We start from the raw sequence: 17994 nt of genomic DNA on the forward strand, positions 1-17994 counted from the left end.
GTCAAGTGAGCGACACGACACGGGGGTTGATGCACATGCGTACGACCATGCGTTCCGCCATGCCCGCCACCGCGGCCGTCCTGGCACTGACGACGGCCGCCCTGGCCGCGGCGGTCCTGACGCCCGCGCACGCCGGAGCCGCCGGACCACCGCGGCTCCGCGGCTGCGGCCCGGGTGAGCTCTGCCTCTGGGAGAAGGCGGACTTCAAGGGCCAGCGGCATACGTACGAGCTGGCCGGTACGGACATCGAGAGCTGCGTCGCGCTGCCGGAGGGGGGCGGCGCGGCGGCCCTCGCCAACCGCACCGGCCGGCCCGTCACGACGTATCAGTCGGCCGAGTGCGACGAGACGGCGGAGTTCAACACCTATCCGGGCAACGGCACATGGGCGCCCGAGTCGCCGTATCGGGTGCGGGCCTTCAAGATCTGGGAGCGTTGACAGGGGCGCCGCCGACGGCGTCCTGACCGGACGGCTGACGCGGCACGGTGGCGGTCACGGCCGCCCCGGACAGCGCGCTCACCTGCGCGCGCAGGGCCGTGACCTCCGCGGTGAGGGCCTCGATCGCGGCGGTCTGGCGGCGCTCCTCGGCGTCGTCCTTCTCGAAGCGGGCGATGAACCACGCCGCGATGTTGGCGGTGACGACACCGAGCAGCGCGATGCCCGACAGCATCAGGCCGACCGCGAGGACCCGGCCGAGCCCGGTCGTCGGCGCGTGGTCGCCGTAGCCCACGGTCGTCATCGTGGTGAACGACCACCACACGGCGTCGCCGAGCGTCTTGATGTTGCCGTCCGGCGACTCCCGCTCCACCGAGAGCACGGCCAGCGAGCCGAACATCAGCAGCCCCACGACGGCGCCCACCACATACGTCGTCAGCTTGATCTGCGACGCCATCCGGGCCCGCCGCCCCACGAGCAGCAGCGTCGAGACCAGCCGCAGCAGCCGCAGCGGCTGGATCATCGGCAGTACGACGGCGCACAGGTCGAGCCAGTGCGTGCGTACGAAGCGCGCGCGGCGCTCGGCGAGAGCGAGCCGCACCACATAGTCCGCGGCGAACACGCCCCAGACGAACCACTCCACCGCGGTGCAGGCCCGCGTCACCGACTCGCCCGCCTCGGGCCGCACTATGGGCACGGCGTAGGCGACGGCGAACGCCACGGCGAGCGCGAGCAGCGGACGCTGGGTGCGGCGTTCCCAGCGGACCTGCGCCGCCTCCGGCGCCGGCTGCTCCGGCTCTGTCGGCTGTGCCGTCTCATCCCTCATGACCGCATCGTAAGGAAACGGTGAAGGGCGGCGGGCCCCGCGGCCCACCGCCCTTCACCGGACGGAGGTGTTATGCGCCAGCGCCAGCGTTTATGTCGGCGCCAGGGTCAGGTGTCACGCGTCGCCCCCGGCGGCGCCCGGGTCGGCCGCCGCGACGTCCAGGAGCTGATAGCGGTCGATCGCCTGCTTCAGGAGGGAGCGGTCGACCTTGCCCTCGCGGGCCAGCTCCGTGAGGACCGCGACCACGATGGACTGCGCGTCGATGTGGAAGTAACGCCGGGCCGCACCACGCGTGTCCGCGAACCCGAAGCCGTCCGCGCCCAGCGACTGATAAGTGCCGGGCACCCAGCGGGAGATCTGGTCGGGCACGCTCCGCATCCAGTCGGAGACGGCCACGAACGGCCCCTCGGACCCGGAGAGCTTCCGCGTCACGTACGGCACGCGCTGCTCCTCCTCCGGATGCAGCAGGTTGTGCCGCTCCGCGTCGACGGCCTCGCGGCGCAGCTCGTTCCAGGAGGTCGCCGACCAGACGTCCGCCTTGACGTTCCACTCCGAGGCCAGGATCCGCTGCGCCTCCAGGGCCCAGGGCACCGCGACGCCCGAGGCCATGATCTGGGCCGGAATGGCGCCGTGCTCCCCGGCCTTGAAGCGGTGGATGCCCTTGAGGATGCCCTCGACGTCCACGTCGTCCGGCTCCGCCGGGTGCTGGATCGGCTCGTTGTAGACGGTGAGGTAGTAGAAGACGTCCTCGCCCGGCTTGCCGTCCGCCGTCTCGCCGTACATCCGGCGCAGACCGTCCTTGACGATATGGGCGATCTCGAAGCCGAAGGCCGGGTCGTAGGCGACACAGCCCGGGTTGGTGGAGGCGAGCAACTGCGAGTGCCCGTCGGCGTGCTGGAGCCCCTCGCCGGTCAGGGTCGTGCGGCCGGCGGTCGCGCCCAGGACGAAACCACGCGCGAGCTGGTCGGCCATCTGCCAGAACTGATCGCCGGTGCGCTGGAATCCGAACATCGAGTAGAAGACGTACACCGGGATCAGCGGTTCGCCGTGCGTGGCGTAGGCCGAGCCCGCGGCGATCAGGGACGCCGTGCAGCCCGCCTCGGAGATGCCGTCGTGCAGCATCTGCCCGGTCGGGGACTCCTTGTAGGCGAGCAGCAGCTCCCGGTCCACGGACTCGTACTGCTGGCCGAGCGGGTTGTAGATCTTCGCACTCGGGAAGAACGAGTCCATGCCGAAGGTGCGGTACTCATCGGGCGCGATCAGCACGAACCGCTTGCCGATCTCCTTGTCCCGCATGAGGTCCTTGAGGAGCCGTACGAACGCCATGGTCGTGGCGATGGACTGCTGACCGGAGCCCTTCTTCACGGACGCGTACGTCTTGTCCTCGGGCAGCGACAGCGGCTTCGCACGCACGACCCGGGTCGGGACATAGCCGCCGAGACCCTTGCGGCGGTCGTGCATGTACTGGATCTCTTCGGAGTTGCGCCCCGGGTGGTAATAGGGGGGCGGCCCGTCCTCGAGCTGCTTGTCCGTGATCGGCAGGTGCAGGCGGTCGCGGAAGCCCTTGAGGTCGTCGACCGTGAGCTTCTTCATCTGGTGCGTGGCGTTGCGGCCCTCGAAGTTCGGTCCGAGCGTCCAGCCCTTGATCGTCTTGGCCAGGATGACCGTCGGCTGGCCCTTGTGCTCCTTGGCCGCCGAGAACGCCGCGAAGATCTTCCGGTGGTCGTGGCCGCCGCGCCCCAGGTGCAGGATCTGGTCGTCGGTCATGTTCTCGACCATCGCGCGCAGCCGCTGATCGTCGCCGAAGAAGTGGTCGCGGATGTAGGCGCCGGTCTCGGTGGCGTACGTCTGGTACTGACCGTCGGGCGTCGTGTTCATCCTGTTGACGAGCACGCCGTCCCGGTCCTGCGCGAGCAGCGGGTCCCAACTGCGGTCCCACACCAGCTTGATGACGTTCCATCCGGCGCCCCGGAACTGCGACTCCAGCTCCTGGATGATCTTGCCGTTGCCGCGCACCGGGCCGTCGAGGCGCTGCAGATTGCAGTTGACGACGAACGTGAGGTTGTCGAGCCCCTCGCGCGCGGCGATGGAGAGCTGGCCGAGCGACTCCGGCTCGTCCATCTCGCCGTCGCCCAGGAACGCCCAGACGTGCGACTTGGAGGTGTCGGCGATGCCGCGCGCCTCCATATAGCGGTTCATCCGCGCCTGGAAGATCGCGCCGAGCGGGCCGAGGCCCATGGAGACCGTCGGGAACTCCCAGAAGTCCGGCATCAGGCGCGGGTGGGGATACGACGACAGGCCGTTGGGAGCCTTCGACTTCTCCTGCCGGAAGCCGTCGAGCTGCCCCTCGGAGAGCCGGTCCAGGAGGAAGGCGCGGGCATAGATGCCGGGGGACGCGTGCCCCTGGAAGAAGATCTGGTCGCCGCCGTCGCCCTCGTCCTTGCCGCGGAAGAAGTGGTTGAACCCCACGTCGTACAGCGAGGCCGAGGAGGCGAAGGTCGCGATGTGGCCGCCGACTCCGATGCCGGGACGCTGGGCCCGCGAGACCATCACCGCGGCGTTCCAGCGCGTCGCGTTCAGGACCTTGCGCTCGATCTCCTCGTTGCCCGGGAAGAACGGCTCGTCCTTGGTGGCGATCGTGTTGACGTAGTCCGTGCTGCGCATCTCGGGCACGGCCACGCGCTTCTCGCGGGCCCGCTCGATCAGTCGGAGCATGAGATAGCGGGCCCGCTCACGGCCGCGCTCGTCGACGGCGGCGTCGAGGGAGTCGAGCCATTCCTGGGTCTCTTCTGGATCGAAATCCGGGACCTGGCTGGGAAGGCCGCCAATGATGATCGGGTTGCGATCGGATCCGGAAGCCACGCTGTTCCTTCGCTGTGATGTCGCGCGTGCGCGCGAGCGGATTCGTGCTCTGGCTGGGCTCTGCTCTGGACTCTCTGGGCTCTTGCGTACGACGCTCACCATCGTCTACCCCGGTGCGGGAAACGTCATCTCTACCTCCAGGTAACCGGGACGACGGCCGCCGTCCCTGGGGTAGGCTCGGCCAAATCGCAACGATACGCCCATCCCGTCCAGCGGCTCCGTGGAGCCTCTCGGCCCCTTCCGGATGTGGCGACAGTTGAGGTGACACGGTCGGGAACGTCACCGTTTCGGCGGTCTCGGCGGCCGGGTACTTGCGCGATCCGTCCCGCCCGTGTGGACTACGACCAATGCCCCGCGCACGCGCGGGGCTGCAAGGCATTCCCAAGAACACGATCAGGAGGCAATCCGTGAGCGCGACCGCGGACCACGCGGAGACGAACCTTGCCGTAAGGCTGGGTTTCCAGCCCGACATGGTGGTCCAGGAGATCGGCTACGACGACGACGTCGACCAGGAGCTCCGCGAGGCCATCGAGCAGGCCACCGGCACCGAGCTCGTCGACGAGGACTACGACGACGTGGCTGATGCTGTGGTGCTCTGGTTCCGTGAGGACGACGGGGACCTGACTGATGCGCTGGTGGATGCCATCGCGTACATGGAAGAAGGCGGCTCGATCCTCCTCCTCACACCGAAGACCGGGCGCGACGGCTACGTCGAGCCCAGCGAGATCGGTGAGGCCTCCACCACGGCCGGGCTGTCCCAGACCAAGAGCATCAACGCGGGCAAGGACTGGAACGGCTCGCGGCTGAATACGCCTAAGGCGGCTGCCAAGAAGCGATAGCAGGCCGCAGGCCCACTGCTGAGTCCCGTGAGGTCCCCGACGGTTCGTCCGTCGGGGGCCTCACGTGCGTGTGCGCGCCTTGTCGCGCTGCCGCGCCCGTCCTCAAACGCCGGACGGGCTTTTCCCCACCCGCCCGCCCTGGCTTGCCCTACGGGACGTAGACGGCACGCTCCGGTAACTTTCAGCCCGCCCCGGCGATGTTTCAGCCCGTCCGGCGTTTGAGGACGAGCCGCGGAGCGGCGATCAGCGGGGGTCCAGGGGGCGGAGCCCCCTGGTTACGGGAAGGGGTGGGACTGGGGCGCCCCGCGCAGGGCCCAGACGGCCGCCGCCCGTACGCTGGGGGCACCCCAATCGGCCTAGGCGAAGGGAAGTGGGTATTCGTGGCTCTCGAGGTGGGCGTACACGCGCCCGAGTTCGAGCTGAAGGACAACCACGGACGCACGGTGCGGCTCGCGGACTTCCGGGGGCAGAAGAACGTGGTGCTGCTCTTCTACCCGTTCGCGTTCACCGGGGTCTGCACCGGCGAGCTCTGCGCCCTGCGCGACGAACTGCCGAAGTTCGTCAACGACGACACCCAGCTCCTCGCCGTCTCGAACGACTCCATCCACACCCTGCGCGTCTTCGCCGAGCAGGAGGGCCTGGAGTATCCGCTCCTGTCGGACTTCTGGCCGCACGGCGAGACCTCGCGCGCGTACGGAGTCTTCGACGAGGACAAGGGCTGTGCGGTGCGCGGCACCTTCATCATCGACAAGGACGGCGTGGTGCGCTGGACCGTGGTCAACGGCCTGCCCGACGCGCGGGACCTGAACGACTACGTCAAGGCGCTCGAGAGCCTCTGAGGCCGGTCTCCGAGGTCTCGGACACAGCCTCTGAAGCCGCTGACACGCCACCCTGACGAACCCCTGACGCAACACCCTGTGATTTCTTGGGGTGCGGAGCCTGTGGCCACCGGGAACCGGTCACTAGGATCCACACGTTGATCCGATGGCAAGCACGACTGGGGCTCCCCGCCCCTGGACACCAATTGGGAGGACTCGTGGGAGTCAGCCTCAGCAAGGGCGGCAACGTATCGCTGAGCAAGGAGGCGCCTGGCCTGACCGCCGTCACGGTCGGCCTCGGCTGGGACGTCCGTACCACCACCGGCACGGACTTCGACCTGGACGCCAGCGCCATCCTGACGAACGCGGAGGGCAAGGTCAGCAGTGACGCCAACTTCGTGTTCTTCAACAACCTGAAGAGCCCGGACGGCTCCGTGGAGCACACCGGCGACAACATCACCGGTGAGGGCGAGGGCGACGACGAGCAGATCAAGGTCAACCTCGCGGCCGTCCCGGCGGACATCGAGAAGATCGTCTTCCCGGTCTCCATCTACGACGCCGAGAACCGCCAGCAGTCCTTCGGCCAGGTCCGCAACGCCTTCATCCGCGTGGTGAACCAGGCCGGCGAGGCGGAGCTCGCCCGCTATGACCTCTCGGAGGACGCCTCCACGGAGACCGCCATGGTCTTCGGCGAGCTCTACCGTCACGGCGCGGAGTGGAAGTTCCGCGCCGTCGGCCAGGGGTATGCCTCGGGCCTGCGCGGCATCGCGCAGGACTTCGGCGTCAACGTCTGAGCCGAGCAGTTCAGCACCACCCATCGCCTGGGTCGTCCGGCGCCGCACACGCGAGTGCGGCGCCGGACGCGCTAGGCACCGCATGGCCGCCGTGCCCCGCCCGCCGCGCCGGGGCCGGCGGCGGCCCAACGCTCAGCACCTCGGGGAGGACCAGCATCATGGGCGTCACGCTCGCCAAGGGAGGCAATGTCTCCCTGTCCAAGGCCGCTCCCGATCTCACCAAGGTGATGGTCGGCCTCGGCTGGGACGCTCGCTCCACCACCGGAGCCCCGTTCGACCTCGACGCCAGTGCCCTGATGTGCCAGTCCGGCCGGGTCCTCGGTGACGAATGGTTCGTGTTCTACAACAACCTGACGAGCCCGGACGGCTCCGTCGAGCACACCGGCGACAACCTGACCGGTGAGGGCGAGGGCGACGACGAGTCGCTGATCATCGACCTCTCCCAGGTCCCGGCGCACTGCGACAAGATCGTCTTCCCCGTCTCCATCCACGAGGCGGACAACCGGGGCCAGACATTCGGCCAGGTCAGCAACGCCTTCATCCGCGTGGTGAACCAGGCAGACGGCCAGGAGCTCGCCCGCTACGACCTCAGTGAGGACGCCTCCACGGAGACCGCGATGATCTTCGGCGAGGTCTATCGCTACGGCGGCGAGTGGAAGTTCCGCGCCGTCGGGCAGGGGTACGCGTCCGGCCTGCGAGGCATCGCTCTAGACTTCGGAGTCAATGTTTCGTAAAGCCGGGGACCGGCGCGGGGGAGACCGCTACACGGGAGCCCGTACACACACGATTGGGTAGCCAGTGGTACTGAAAACCTTCGGCTGGTCGTTCGCAGTTACTGCGCTCGGCTTGGTCGCAGCGGTGCTCTTCGGGGGGTGGACGGCGTTCGGGATCGTGGCGATCCTGTCCATCCTCGAGATCTCGCTGTCCTTCGACAACGCGGTGGTCAACGCCGGAATCCTGAAGAAGATGAATGCCTTCTGGCAGAAAATCTTCCTCACAATCGGCATCCTCATCGCCGTGTTCGGCATGCGCCTCGTTTTCCCGGTCGTGATCGTCGCCGTCAGCGCGAGCATGGGCCCGATCGAAGCGGTCAAGCTCGCGCTCAACGACAAGGACCAGTATCAGCAGCTGGTCACGGACGCGCACCCGTCCATCGCCGCCTTCGGCGGCATGTTCCTGCTGATGATCTTCCTCGACTTCGTCTTCGAGGACAGGGACATCAAGTGGCTCGGCTGGCTGGAGCGCCCGCTGGCCAAGCTCGGCAAGATCGACATGCTCTCGGTCTGCGTCGCGCTGATCGTGCTCGCGGCCACCGCCATGACCTTCGCCAAGCACGCCCACCAGCACGGCGGCACCCATGCGGACAAGGCGGAGACCGTCCTGATCTCAGGTGTCGCGGGCCTCATCACCTATCTGGTGGTGGGCGGCCTCTCCGGCTACTTCGAGGACAAACTCGAGGAAGAGGAGGAGCGCGAGCACGAGGAGGAGGAAGAGGCAAAGGCGAAGGGCAAGCCCGTCTCGGCGATCGCGCTCTCCGGCAAGGCCGCGTTCTTCATGTTCCTCTACCTGGAGGTCCTGGACGCGTCCTTCTCCTTCGACGGCGTCATCGGCGCCTTCGCCGTCACCAACGACATCGTCCTGATGGCGCTCGGCCTCGGCATCGGCGCGATGTACGTCCGGTCGCTGACGGTCTACCTGGTCCGCCAGGGCACCCTCGACGACTACGTCTACCTGGAGCACGGCGCGCACTACGCCATCGGCGCCCTCGCCGCGGTCCTGCTCATCACCATCCAGTACGAGATCCACGAGCTCATCACCGGCTCCATCGGTGTGCTCCTCATCGGCGCGTCCTTCTGGTCGTCGGTCCGCCGCAACAAGGCCCTGGCGGCCGCGGAGGGCAACGACACGGGCTCGGGCGACAAGGCCGAGGTCTCCTCCGGCGTCTAGCGGCGCCTCCGCTCGAACACCGCGATGGCGGCGTCCCCGACGTGGGGGCGCCGCCATCGGCGTACGTGGCGTGGCGTACGGTGAGCCGACTTCGGGATCCGGACGTGTGGGGCCCGCTTCGGTGAGGAACGCTCTTGTGCGGGGCGGCAGTTGAGGCGAGGCCCGGGGGCCGCCCCGTGACGTGCGTACAGGAGCGGGGCATCTTTTTCTGGGGGTGGCATGTCCTTCTGGGACGGTCTGCGGCCGGGGCGTTCGATGGACTTCGCATCGGGCAGCGCCGCGACCAACTCCATCGAACTGACCAAACGGCATCCGACGGTCTCGCTGACCAAGCAGGGCGCGGCCACCGGCAATCTGCGCGTCACGCTGACGTGGCAGATGCGGACGTCCGACCTCGTCGGCAAGAAGCGCGGGGGCGGCAGCCTGCTGCGGCACCCGCTGAAGATGTTCCAGCCCGAGCCGGTGCAGGCGCACACCCAGAGCATGGTCAACGTGGACCTCGACCTGGGCTGCCTCTACGAGCTGACCGACGGCAGCAAGGGCGTGGTGCAGCCCCTCGGCAACTTCTTCGGGAGCCTCAACTCCCCGCCGTACGTGAAGGGCAGCGGCGACGACAGGTTCGGCTCGGGCTCCGGCGAGACGCTCTACGTCAACCTCGACCACCGCGAGTCGATCAAGCGACTCCTCGTGTTCGTCTACATCTACGACCAGACGCCCGCCTTCGACCGCACCCACGCCAAGGTGACGCTCTACCCCAGCAACGGCCCGCGCGTCGAGATCGACCTGGAGGAGCGCGCCCCGCAGGCCCGCTCCTGCGCGGTGCTGACGATCGAGAACGTCAAGGACGAGCTGATCGTGCGCCGGGAGGTGCGGTACGTGTACGGCTTTCAGGCCGAGCTCGACCGGCTGTTCGGCTGGGGGCTGCAGTGGGGCCGCGGCTACAAGACCAAGGTGGGCGGGGGCTGAGCCGCGCCGGGCGAGCGGTCGCAGGCCGGGGCCCGGTCGGCGACCGCCCCGCGCGGCCGCCTCAGCGCGGCAGGAACTGCGGCCCCTGCGGCGGCAGCCGGAAGTCCGGGTCGGGCACGGGCGCGACCGGGTGCGGGTAGCCGTACGCCGGCACCGGGGGCTGGGTGGGCGCGGGCTGCGGATAGCCGTAGGCGGGCTGCGGCGCGGGGTAGCGCGGCGGCTCGGGCGGGTAGCCGTACGCGGGCTGGGGCGCAGGGTGTGCGGGGGGCGCGGGGACCGCGGGGTACGGGGCGGGCGGCTGGGTGTGCGCTGCGGCGGGCGGCTGGGTGTGCGCCGGGGCGATCGGGGCCGCCGGAGCCGGGACCGGGGCGCCGGGAGCCATGGGTCCTGTCGTGCTCAGGCGCTGCGTCTGCGGGAGCGACGCGTCGGGCGTCGGCTCGGGCACGGCCTCCGACTCGTCCACGGAGATGCCGAAGTCGGTGGCGAGGCCCACCAGGCCGTTGGAGTACCCCTCGCCGAGGGCCCGGAACTTCCAGCCGTCGCCCCGGCGGTACAGCTCCCCGCAGATCAACGCGGTCTCGGCGCCCGTCTCGGGGGTGATGTCGAAGTACGCGAGCGGCTCGGCGTCGGCCGCGGCGGGCGAGGCGTCGTACAGCAGGATCCGCAGCGCGCGGACGTGCTCGAACGGCACGTCGTCGGCGGAGGCGACGAGCAGCACGCGGCCGACCGCGGGGTCCAGGCCGGCCAGGTCGGTCTGCACGGTGTCCGTCAGGCCCTCGGCGACCCGCTTCTTGCCGAGCCGCCAGACCTTCCCGGAGGGGTGGCGCGGCTGGTTGTAGAAGACGAAGTCCTCGTCGGAGCGCACGCGGCCGTCGGTGCCGAGCAGCAGCGCCGACGCGTCGACGTCGGGGGAGCCCTGGCGCGGCGTCCAGCGCAGCACGGCGCGGACGGCGGCGGCTTCGAGCGGGACGTTCGACCCCTTCAACATCGCGTGCGTCATGCGGTCATCCTGCCTTCCTGGTCCGCGGCCGGACAACGCGGGTCCCTCGCCGTCCGCAGGCTTTCGGCCCGCCCCGTTTCCGCCCCGGCACGGGCCCCGCACCCGGGCGAACACTTTCGGACACGTGCCCGTCTTGCCCCCGTCCTGCCCGTCTTCCGGCCTATGACACCTGCCTGTGCCGGTGTGGGGCAGACGTGTGCGACATGGCCGGGTTACCTGAATTTCATGCCCGGAGGGAACCCTCGACACCCGCCCCTACGTACTATTACCGGCCACATCATTTCGAATCGCGACGACGATTCGGGTGATCCGGGCGAAATCAGGAGAATCCCTAGGGGAACCCCATGCGTCATTTCGGGCACATAGCCCCAGAGGTGCGACAGCGCCTCTTTCATCGGGAGCCGTGTGCCTTCACCGCGGACTCCCCGCCACAGCTGCTCGCGGCAGCGCTCGGCGCCACGCTGTACAGCCCGGCGACCCGCCCGCGGCTGGCGGACGACATCCTCAAGCAATCGGGCCGTGGCGTGATCTCGATGGTGGTCTGCCTGGAGGACTCGATCGGCGACGCGGACGTCGTGGCCGCCGAGGAGAATCTGATCCGGCACTTCACGGATCTCGCCGGCCGCCCGGACGCGGAGCCGCCGCTGCTCTTCATCCGCGTCCGCAATCCCGAACAGATCCCTGACCTGGCCCGCAGGCTCGGCCCCGCGATCCGCCTGCTGTCCGGATTCGTACTGCCGAAGTTCACCGAGGAGCGGGGCGTCCCGTTCCTGGAGTCGCTGACTGCCGCCGAGGCGGCCACCGGGCGGCGGCTCTTCGCGATGCCGGTCCTGGAGTCGCCGCAGCTCCTGTATCTGGAGAGCCGCGCGGTGACGCTGGCGGGCATCGCCCGCACCGTCGACAAGTACCGCGACCGGGTGCTCGCGCTGCGCCTCGGGGTCACCGACTTCTGCTCGGCGTACGCCCTGCGCAGACCGCCGCACATGACGGCGTACGACGTCCAGATCGTCGCGTCCGTCATCGCCGACGTGGTGAACCACCTCGGCCGGGCCGACGGCACGGGCTTCACCGTCACCGGACCTGTCTGGGAGTACTTCCGCGTCCAGGAGCGGATGTTCAAGCCGCAGCTGCGGCAGAGCCCCTTCCTCCAGGTGCGCGCCGAGGAGCTGCGCCAGGCGCTCATCGAGCACGACCTGGACGGACTGCTTCGCGAGATAGAGCTGGACCGCGCCAACGGCCTGCTCGGCAAGACCTGCATCCACCCCTCGCACGTGCTGCCCGTGCACGCCCTGTCGGTCGTCAGCCACGAGGAGTTCAGCGACGCGCAGGACATCCTGCGCCCGGAGCGGGACGGCGGCGGAGTGATGCGGTCCGCGTACACGAACAAGATGAACGAGGTGAAGCCGCACCGCGCCTGGGCCGAGCGGACCCTGCGCCGCGCCGAGGTCTTCGGCGTCGCGCGCGAGGACGTCGGCTTCGTGGAGCTGCTCAGCGCGGGGGTGCCCGCGTGACGGACGTAAAGACGGACGTAAAGGTGAGGAAGACGGAAGACGTGGTGTGGTCGGGTACGTGGGTCGCGGAGCGGCTCGGGGTCGAGCTGGTCGAGAGCGGGGCTGGGGACGGTGGTGCCGGTGACGATCGGTTGAAGGAACTGCTCGGGCTCGCCCTGCGCCGCAACCCCAAGCGGGCGCACCTGCTCGTGTCGAACGTCCTCGGCAAGCACGTGCCGCAGCACCCGTCGGTGATCTGGCGCTCCGGGTACGACCTGGGTGTCCGCGTACGCGAACTCCTCGGCGAGGACGAGGCGGCCCGCGCCGTCGTCCTCGGCTACGCGGAGACCGCCACCGGCCTCGGCCACAGCGTCGCCGACGGCCTCGCCCTCGCGCCCTACCTGCACTCCACCCGCCGCCCCGTCCCCGGCGTCGCGCGCGCGGGCGGCTTCGAGGAGTCCCACTCGCACGCCACGTCCCACCTGCTGCTCCCGGAGGACCCCCGGCTGCTCGCGTGCGACGGCGCGCTGGTCCTCGTCGACGACGAGTTCTCCACCGGCAACACGGTCCTGAACACCATCCGCGCCCTGCACGAGCGCTTCCCGCGCGAGCGGTACGTCATCGTCGCCCTCGTTGACATGCGCGCCCCCGAAGACCGCGACCGTCTCGACGCCTTCGCGCGCGAGATCGGCGCCCGCGTCGACCTGGTCGCGCTGGCCTCCGGCACGGTGTGGCTGCCCGATGGCGTCCTGGAGAAGGGGCAGGCGCTGGTCGCGGAGCACGAGGCGGGGGCCGGGACGGCGCCGGTGCCCGCGCCGCGCGGGGAACGGGCGCCCGTCACCCGCGTCGCCCTTGACTGGCCCGTCGGCGTGCCCGACGGCGGGCGGCACGGCTTCACGGCCGCGCACCGGGCGCGCCTGGACGCGGCGCTGCCGGGCATGGCCGAGCGGATCACCGCCGCGCTGCCGGACGGCGCGCGCCGCGTGCTGGTGCTCGGTTTCGAGGAGCTGATGTACGCGCCGCTCGCGCTGGGCTTGGCCCTGGAGGAGCGGCTCGGCGGGGCGGGGGGTGCCGGGAGCGCCCGGGGTGCTGCGGGCGCCGGGGGCGCGGAGGCCGCCGTGGGCGCCGAGGTGCGCTGCTCGGGCGCCGAGGTGCGCTACTCCACGACCACCCGCTCACCCGTCCTCGCCGTGGACGACCCCGGCTACGCCATCCGCACCCGCCTGGTCTTCCCGGCGCACGACGACCCGGCCGACGGCCCCGGCCCGCGCTACGCGTACAACGTGGCGGGCGGCAGCTTCGACGCGGTCGTCGCGGTGGTGGACTCCGCCGCGGACACGCCGCGGCTGCACGCGCCCGACGGCCTGCTGGCCCAGCTCGCGGCGCACACCGGGCACGTGCTGCTCGCCGTCGTCCCTTCGTACGTCCCCGCGTACGCGTCTTCGTACGACCCTTCGTACGTCCCGTCGTACGCCCCTCAAGATCAGGAAGCCGCCATGCTGCCCGACCCCCTCCGTGGCCCCGCCTTCTCCTCCTACGCGCCCGAGGACGTCGGTTGGCTGCTCCAGGACCTGTCGGACGTCACGCTCGAAGCGCCCACCGAGGAGCGCGAGGAGGCCATCCAGAGCGGTGGCGCGCACTACGCCGAGTCGCTGCCCGTCGAGTACCAGCCGAGCCCGCAGTACCAGGAGCTGTTCCGGGCCGCGCTCGACACCTCCGCGGCCCGCATCGCGCAGGCCGTCGGCACGGTGACCGAGACCGTCCTCGCCGAGCGGTCGCCCCGCCCGGTCCTGGTGTCGCTGGCCCGCGCGGGCACCCCCGTCGGCGTCCTGATGCGCCGCTGGGCCGGGCACCGGCACGGCCTGGACCTGCCGCACTACGCCGTGTCCATCGTGCGCGGCCGCGGCATCGACGCGAACGCGCTGCGCTGGCTCGCCGCGCACCACGACCCGGCCGACGTCGTCTTCGTCGACGGCTGGACCGGCAAGGGCGCCATCACCCGTGAACTGGCCGCCGCGATCGAGGAGTTCGAGGCGGCGGGCGGGGCGCGGGGCTTCAACCCCGAGATGGCCGTGCTCGCCGACCCCGGCTCCTGCGTACGCACGTACGGCACCCGCGAGGACTTCCTCATCCCGTCCGCGTGCCTCAACTCCACTGTGTCCGGGCTGATTTCGCGTACGGTGCTCCGCGCCGACCTGGTGGGCCCCGACGACTTCCACGGCGCGAAGTTCTACCGCGAGCTGGCCGGTACGGACGTCTCCGGCGACTTCGTGGCCGCCGTCGCCGCCCGCTTCGACGAGGTGGCCGACGCGGTGGCCGCCCAGGTCAAGGAGGTCCTCGCCGCGGACCGGGCGCCGACCTGGGAGGGCTGGGCCGCCGTCGAGCGGATCAGCGAGGAGTACGGCATCCACGACGTGAACCTCGTCAAGCCCGGCGTCGGCGAGACCACGCGCGTGCTGCTGCGTCGCGTGCCGTGGAAGATCCTCGCCCGCGCGGGGGCGGGGGCCGACCTCGACCACGTCCGCCTGCTCGCGGAGCAGCGCGGGGTGCCCGTCGAGGAGGTCGCCGAACTCCCTTACACCTGCGTGGGGTTGATCCACCCCAAGTACACGCGCGGGGCGACGGGGGCGGACGGCAGGGCGGTGGCGGCGGCATGAACGGCGAGCTGCAGTTTGGTGCTGCGCGGTCGGGTGTTGCGCGGTCGGGTATCCCGCAGTCGGGCGCCGCGCTCTCCGATGCCCCGCGCGCGGAGGGCTCGCGCGCGCTCGTCGCCAGCGACCTCGACCGCACCCTCATCTACTCCGCCGCCGCCCTCGGTCTGCGCATGCCCGACGCCGAGGCGCCGCGCCTGCTCTGCGTCGAGGTGTACGAGGGCAAGCCGCTGTCGTACGTCACGGAGGCGGCGGCCGGACTCCTCGCGGAGCTGGCCGGGCGCGCCGTCTTCGTGCCGACGACCACCCGCACCCGCGAGCAGTACCACCGCATCCACCTGCCCGGCCCCGTACCGGAGTTCGCGATCTGCGCCAACGGCGGGCACCTGCTCGTCGACGGCGAGGCGGACGCGGCGTGGCGGGCGGCCGTCGACCGCCGCCTCGCCGCCGAGTGCGCGTCCCTCGACGAGGTGCGCGCCCATCTGCTGCGCACCGCCGACCCGTCCTGGCTGCTCAAGGAGCGCGTCGCCGAGGACCTCTTCGCCTACCTGGTCGTGGAGCGCGCGCTGCTGCCCGAGGGCTGGGTCAAGGAACTCGGCGAGTGGGCCGTGGAGCGGGGCTGGACCGTCTCGCTCCAGGGCCGCAAGATCTACGCCGTGCCGCGGCCGCTCACCAAGAGCGCGGCCATGCGGGAGGTCGCCCGCCGCGCGGGCACCGACGAAGTCCTCGCCGCCGGCGACTCCCTCCTGGACGCCGACCTCCTCACCGCCGCGGACCGCTCCTGGCGCCCCTCCCACGGCGAACTGTCCGACACGGGCTGGACGACACCGGGCCTGACGGTGGTGCCCGAGCGGGGGGTGGCCGCGGGGGAGGCGATCCTGCGCCACTTCGTGGCGGCGACGGGGCGGTAGCTACCGCTTGGGTGCGGGTGCGGGTGCGGGTGCGGGTGCGGGTGCCGTGGGACTGGGCGGCGACCGCGCCCAGGAAACGTTCCCGGCGCCCCGCCCACGTACCCTGTCCCCATGCCCCGATACGAGTACCGCTGCCGCCCCTGCGGCACCACCTTCGAGCTGAGCCGCCCCATGGCGGAGTCCGCCGCCCCGGCCACCTGCCCGGCGGGCCACGAGGACACGGTGAAGCTGCTCTCGACCGTGGCGGTCGCGGGCACGGCCACGAGCCCGGCGGGCGCAACCGGCGGCGGTGCCGGTGGCGGCGGAGGTTGCTGCGGGGGCGGCTGCTGCGGCTGACGTGGCGACGGCGCGGAACCGCATCGCCCCGCCCGCCGGCTAACGCAGCACAGCCCCGTCAGCCCTCAACATCCCCAACTCCCCCCGCGTGGGCGCCCCTTCCCAGTCCCCCCGCGAGGCCACCGCGAACGCCCCCGTGGTCACCCCCCGCTCCAGCCGCTCCGCGTCCCCCGCACCGTCGAGCAATGCGGACAGGTACCCGGCGACAAACGCGTCCCCGGCCCCCACGGCGTCCACGGCCCGCACCGCCCGCGCGGGGCAGTGGAGTTCGCCCCGCTCCGTGTACGCGGTGGCCCCGCGCGAGCCGAGCTTGACGACGACCTCGCGTACGCCGAGGCCGAGCAACGCCCGTGCCTGGGCTGGGAGTTCGGCGGGCGCCCCGGCGTCGGGGAGGCACAGCGGCAGTTCGTCGTCGGACGCGACGAGGACGTCGACGTACGGCACCCACTCGCGCAGGACGGCCCCCGCCTCCTCGTAACTCCACAGCCGGGAGCGGAAGTTGACGTCCAGGCAGACCTGGACGCGGAGCTCGCGCGCGCGGCGCAGGGCGCGCTCGCAGGCGGTCCGCGGCGAGGCCCCGAGCGCCGGGGTGATGCCGGTCAGGTGCAGTACGCGCGGCGGCGCCCCGCCCGCGAAGGCCCGCTCGACGGCGTCCACGCCGAGCCGGGACCCGGCCGACCCGGCCCGGTAGTAGTGCACCCGCGTCACCTCGGGCAGCCGGGGTTCGAACAGCAGCAGCCCGGTCGGCGCCCCCGCGTCGCGGGGCACGCCGGACACGTCCACGCCCTCGGCCCGCAGCGTGCGGAGCACCAGCTCACCGGCCTCGTCGTCGCCGACGGCCCCCGCCCAGCGGACGGCATGCCCGAGCCGGGCGAGCCCGATGGCCACGTTCGACTCGGCACCGGCGACGGACACGGCCATCGACCCGCCCAGCTTCAGCGGCCCGTCGCCGCGCAGTGCGACCATGGTCTCGCCGAAAGTCAGCACGTCCACGCGCACCGGATCACCGCCCCTGGCCGGACCACGGGCCTCTGCGGCCGGACCACGGGCCTCCGTCGCCGGACCACCGGCCTGTGCCGGGTCACTGGCTTCCGCCGTCGGACGACCGGCCTGTGCCGGGTCACTGGTCTCCGCCGGGCCTCGGGCCTTCGCGGAGTCACCGGCCTCCGCCGCCGGACCACCGGCCTCCGCCGGGTCACTGGTCTCCGCCGGGCCACCGGCTCTCATCGACTCACCAGCCCCCACCGGGCCACCGGCTCCCACCGATTCACCAACCCCCACCAGGCCACCGGCCCCCGCCGGCCCACCCGCCCCCGCAGATGAGTCCGCCCGCCCGCGGGCGCTCACCCGCACACCTTCACGAACCGCCCCGCCCGCCCCCGCAGCGCCCCCAGGTCGCCGCCGTCCGCCGCGTCGCCGATCAGTGGGGAGCCGACGCCCACCGCGACCGCGCCCAGCTCCAGGTACTCCGCGGCGGCCGGTGCGTCCACGCCGCCCACCGGTACGAACGGCAGGCCGGGGAAGGGGCCGAGCAGGGCCTTCAGGTAGGCGGGGCCGCCGGCCGTCGAGGCCGGGAAGATCTTCAGGGCGGTCGCCTCCGCCGCGTCGGCCGCGATCACGTCCGTCGGTGTGAGGACACCGGCCAGCACGGGCAGCCCCCGGCCGAGGGCGGCGTCGACGCCGGGGTCGAGCCCGGGCGTCACCACGAGGTTCGCGCCCGCGTCGGCCGCGCGCGCCGCGTCGTCCGCCGTCAGGACCGTGCCCGCGCCCAGCCACGCGTCCGGGCCCAGCTCGGTCCGCGCCCGCCGCAGCACACCGAGCGCGTCGGCGCCGCTCAGCGACACCTCGACCAGCGGCACACCGCACTCGACGAGCGTCATCACCGTACGGAAAGAGGCCTCCGCGTCCGTGCCGCGCACGATGGCCACGAGCCGCCGGGCCCGCAGCTCCTGCATGAACCGGGCCCGCAGCTCCTGCATGAAGTCGACCATGCCCACAGGCTCGCACAGCGCCCGCGCGGCGGCCCCGCACCCCCTCAGCAGGACGCCGAAGGCGAGCAGGACAAGGCCCACGAGGCCCGCGCCGAAGCGGTGGATCCGGCTGGGTCCGGCTGGGTCCGG

At 71.5% G+C, this 17994-nt stretch carries 16 protein-coding genes; 11 read left to right on the top strand and 5 right to left on the bottom strand.

The window, feature by feature from the left end; genetic code table 11:
• Nucleotides 1–35 precede the first annotated feature (35 nt).
• Complete coding sequence (locus AC0KTA_RS26725) at nucleotides 36–437, top strand: peptidase inhibitor family I36 protein (RefSeq protein ID WP_481050760.1); 402 nt, start codon at nucleotides 36–38, stop codon at nucleotides 435–437.
• On the opposite strand, the gene AC0KTA_RS26730 is transcribed toward AC0KTA_RS26725, so the two are convergent.
• Nucleotides 418–1260 carry a potassium channel family protein gene (locus AC0KTA_RS26730; protein WP_481050761.1) on the bottom strand — a complete coding sequence of 281 codons (843 nt, stop codon included), beginning with the start codon at nucleotides 1258–1260 and terminating at the stop codon, nucleotides 418–420. The genes AC0KTA_RS26725 and AC0KTA_RS26730 overlap by 20 nt on opposite strands.
• A 114-nt stretch (nucleotides 1261–1374) precedes the next feature.
• Nucleotides 1375–4122 carry a pyruvate dehydrogenase (acetyl-transferring), homodimeric type gene (gene aceE / locus AC0KTA_RS26735; protein WP_481050762.1) on the bottom strand — a complete coding sequence of 916 codons (2748 nt, stop codon included), beginning with the start codon at nucleotides 4120–4122 and terminating at the stop codon, nucleotides 1375–1377.
• 407 nt (nucleotides 4123–4529) lie between these two features.
• On the opposite strand from aceE, the gene AC0KTA_RS26740 reads away from it, so the two are divergent.
• The 6 genes from AC0KTA_RS26740 to AC0KTA_RS26765 all read left to right on the top strand — a co-directional run bounded on the left by AC0KTA_RS26740 (nucleotide 4530) and on the right by AC0KTA_RS26765 (nucleotide 9486).
• Nucleotides 4530–4961: a DUF3052 domain-containing protein gene (locus AC0KTA_RS26740; RefSeq protein ID WP_481050763.1), complete on the top strand. Its 432-nt coding sequence runs from the start codon at nucleotides 4530–4532 to the stop codon at nucleotides 4959–4961.
• Between the two features lie 380 nt (nucleotides 4962–5341).
• Nucleotides 5342–5800, top strand: a complete 459-nt coding sequence (locus tag AC0KTA_RS26745; RefSeq protein ID WP_481050764.1) for a peroxiredoxin — start codon at nucleotides 5342–5344, stop codon at nucleotides 5798–5800.
• Nucleotides 5801–5997: 197 nt separating this feature from the next.
• Nucleotides 5998–6573 (top strand): TerD family protein, encoded by a 576-nt coding sequence (locus tag AC0KTA_RS26750; RefSeq protein WP_016642563.1) that lies wholly within the window; start codon nucleotides 5998–6000, stop codon nucleotides 6571–6573.
• A 158-nt stretch (nucleotides 6574–6731) separates the two neighbouring features.
• On the top strand, nucleotides 6732–7307 hold the full coding sequence (locus AC0KTA_RS26755) for a TerD family protein (RefSeq protein ID WP_164325432.1): 576 nt from the start codon (nucleotides 6732–6734) through the stop codon (nucleotides 7305–7307).
• Between the two features lie 64 nt (nucleotides 7308–7371).
• Nucleotides 7372–8520 (top strand): DUF475 domain-containing protein, encoded by a 1149-nt coding sequence (locus AC0KTA_RS26760; protein ID WP_481050765.1) that lies wholly within the window; start codon nucleotides 7372–7374, stop codon nucleotides 8518–8520.
• 219 nt (nucleotides 8521–8739) lie between these two features.
• Nucleotides 8740–9486: a TerD family protein gene (locus AC0KTA_RS26765; RefSeq protein WP_481050766.1), complete on the top strand. Its 747-nt coding sequence runs from the start codon at nucleotides 8740–8742 to the stop codon at nucleotides 9484–9486.
• 61 nt (nucleotides 9487–9547) lie between these two features.
• On the opposite strand, the gene AC0KTA_RS26770 is transcribed toward AC0KTA_RS26765, so the two are convergent.
• On the bottom strand, nucleotides 9548–10486 hold the full coding sequence (locus AC0KTA_RS26770; RefSeq protein ID WP_481050767.1) for a TerD family protein: 939 nt from the start codon (nucleotides 10484–10486) through the stop codon (nucleotides 9548–9550).
• A 344-nt stretch (nucleotides 10487–10830) separates the two neighbouring features.
• Between AC0KTA_RS26770 and AC0KTA_RS26775 the strand changes: the two genes are divergently transcribed.
• From AC0KTA_RS26775 to AC0KTA_RS26790, 4 genes are all read left to right on the top strand, one after another.
• Nucleotides 10831–11997, top strand: coding sequence for an HpcH/HpaI aldolase/citrate lyase family protein (locus AC0KTA_RS26775; RefSeq protein ID WP_481050768.1), 1167 nt, complete (start codon nucleotides 10831–10833; stop codon nucleotides 11995–11997).
• Nucleotides 11998–12020: 23 nt separating this feature from the next.
• Nucleotides 12021–14633: a phosphoribosyltransferase gene (locus AC0KTA_RS26780; protein ID WP_481050769.1), complete on the top strand. Its 2613-nt coding sequence runs from the start codon at nucleotides 12021–12023 to the stop codon at nucleotides 14631–14633.
• Between the two features lie 167 nt (nucleotides 14634–14800).
• Nucleotides 14801–15538 (top strand): HAD family hydrolase, encoded by a 738-nt coding sequence (locus AC0KTA_RS26785; protein ID WP_481056572.1) that lies wholly within the window; start codon nucleotides 14801–14803, stop codon nucleotides 15536–15538.
• 111 nt (nucleotides 15539–15649) lie between these two features.
• Complete coding sequence (locus AC0KTA_RS26790) at nucleotides 15650–15874, top strand: FmdB family zinc ribbon protein (RefSeq protein WP_481050770.1); 225 nt, start codon at nucleotides 15650–15652, stop codon at nucleotides 15872–15874.
• 39 nt (nucleotides 15875–15913) lie between these two features.
• On the opposite strand, the gene AC0KTA_RS26795 is transcribed toward AC0KTA_RS26790, so the two are convergent.
• Nucleotides 15914–16867, bottom strand: coding sequence for a sugar kinase (locus tag AC0KTA_RS26795; protein ID WP_481050771.1), 954 nt, complete (start codon nucleotides 16865–16867; stop codon nucleotides 15914–15916).
• 350 nt (nucleotides 16868–17217) lie between these two features.
• Nucleotides 17218–17829 carry a bifunctional 4-hydroxy-2-oxoglutarate aldolase/2-dehydro-3-deoxy-phosphogluconate aldolase gene (locus tag AC0KTA_RS26800; protein ID WP_481056573.1) on the bottom strand — a complete coding sequence of 204 codons (612 nt, stop codon included), beginning with the start codon at nucleotides 17827–17829 and terminating at the stop codon, nucleotides 17218–17220.
• Nucleotides 17830–17994 lie beyond the last annotated feature (165 nt).

This window comes from Streptomyces sp. Y309 (assembly GCF_056712025.1).